Annotated in this window: 1 protein-coding gene; it reads left to right on the top strand. The window is 76.6% G+C overall.

Going from position 1 to position 1,438, the window contains the following annotated elements:
* On the top strand, window positions 1–1,438 hold a 1,438-nt coding region (gene mutS, locus E2C05_RS31740), incomplete at both ends, for a DNA mismatch repair protein MutS (protein ID WP_133223582.1).

Here is a 1,438-nt window from a genome sequence, read left to right as displayed (position 1 = left end):
CGCGCGGCCGCAGCCGGGTGACGGCGAGGCCGCACCGGCGCTGCCCGGCACCGCCGCGGGGCCCCTGCCGGCCCTGCTGGCCGGGAGCGCCCGGGCGCTGCGCCCCGCCCAGGACCCGGCCCCGGAGCTCGCCCGGGCCCTGGCCGAGACGCTGCCGGCGCGGCTGGATGATCCCGGGCTCGTCGCCGCCGGCTATGATGGCCAGCTCGACGGGCTGCGGCGGCTGCGGGACGACGCCCGCGGCGCCATCGCCGCCCTGCAGCTCGACCTCGCCCAGGCCTGGGGCGTGGCGTCGCTGAAGGTCCGCCACCACCAGCAATTCGGCTTCCTGGCCGAATTGCCGGCTGCCGCTGGGGAGACGCTGCTGCGGACCCCGCCGGCCAGGGCGAGCGGCGACTTCGCCCCCATCCATCGCCAGACCATGGCCAATGGCGTGCGCTTCACCTGCGCCGCCCTGGCCAATCTGGACCGCCGGCTGTCCGAGGCCGCGGAGCAGGCGGCGCGGCGGGAGAAGGCGATCACCAGGCACCTGCGCGACCTGGTCCTGGCCGCCACCCCCGGCATCGGCGACGCCGCCGAGGCGCTGGCCGAGCTCGATGTCCATGCCGCGGCCGCCGAACTGGCGGCGGAAGGCGGCTGGTGCCGGCCGGAGATGACCGACCGCCCCGATTTCTGCATCACCGCCGGCCGCCACCCCGTGGTCGCGGCGGCGCTGGCCCGCAGCCGCGGCCCCGCCTTCGTGCCGAACGACTGCGACCTCTCGCCCGGCCGGCGGCTCTGCCTGCTGACCGGGCCGAACATGGCGGGCAAGTCCACCTTCCTACGGCAGAATGCGCTGATCGTGGTGCTGGCCCAGGCCGGGCTCTTCGTGCCGGCGGACAGCGCCCGGCTGGGGCTGGTGGACCGGCTCTTCTCCCGCGTCGGCGCCTCGGACGACCTGGCCGGCGGGCGGTCCACCTTCATGGTGGAGATGGCGGAGACGGCGGCGATCCTGAACCTCGCCGGTCCGAATTCCCTGGTGGTGCTGGACGAGGTCGGGCGGGGCACCGCCACCTGGGACGGGCTCGCCATCGCCTGGGCGGCGCTGGAGGCGCTGCACGACCGCACCCGCTGCCGCACCATCTTCGCCACGCATTTCCACGAACTGACGGCGCTGACCGGCAAGCTGCCCGAACTGGTGCCCGCCACCATGCGGGTGCGGGAATGGAAGGGGGAGGTGGTGTTCCTGCACGCCGTCGCCCCCGGCACGGCCGAGCGGTCCTGGGGCCTGCATGTGGCGAAGCTGGCCGGCGTGCCGCGCGCCGTCCTGGCCCGCGCGGCGCAGGTGCTGGCGGCGCTGGAAGCCCGTGCCAAGGGCCTCGACCCGCTGTCGGACGAGTTGCCGCTCTTTGCCCGGCCGGCGGCGGCGCCGGCGGCGGCCGCGCCGGGCGGCCACCCG

This window comes from Paracraurococcus ruber (genome assembly GCF_004353985.1).
Classification (GTDB): domain Bacteria; phylum Pseudomonadota; class Alphaproteobacteria; order Acetobacterales; family Acetobacteraceae; genus Paracraurococcus; species Paracraurococcus ruber.
The sequence above is the reverse complement of the archived record's forward strand: the minus strand, read 5'-3'. Positions and strand labels throughout refer to the sequence as shown.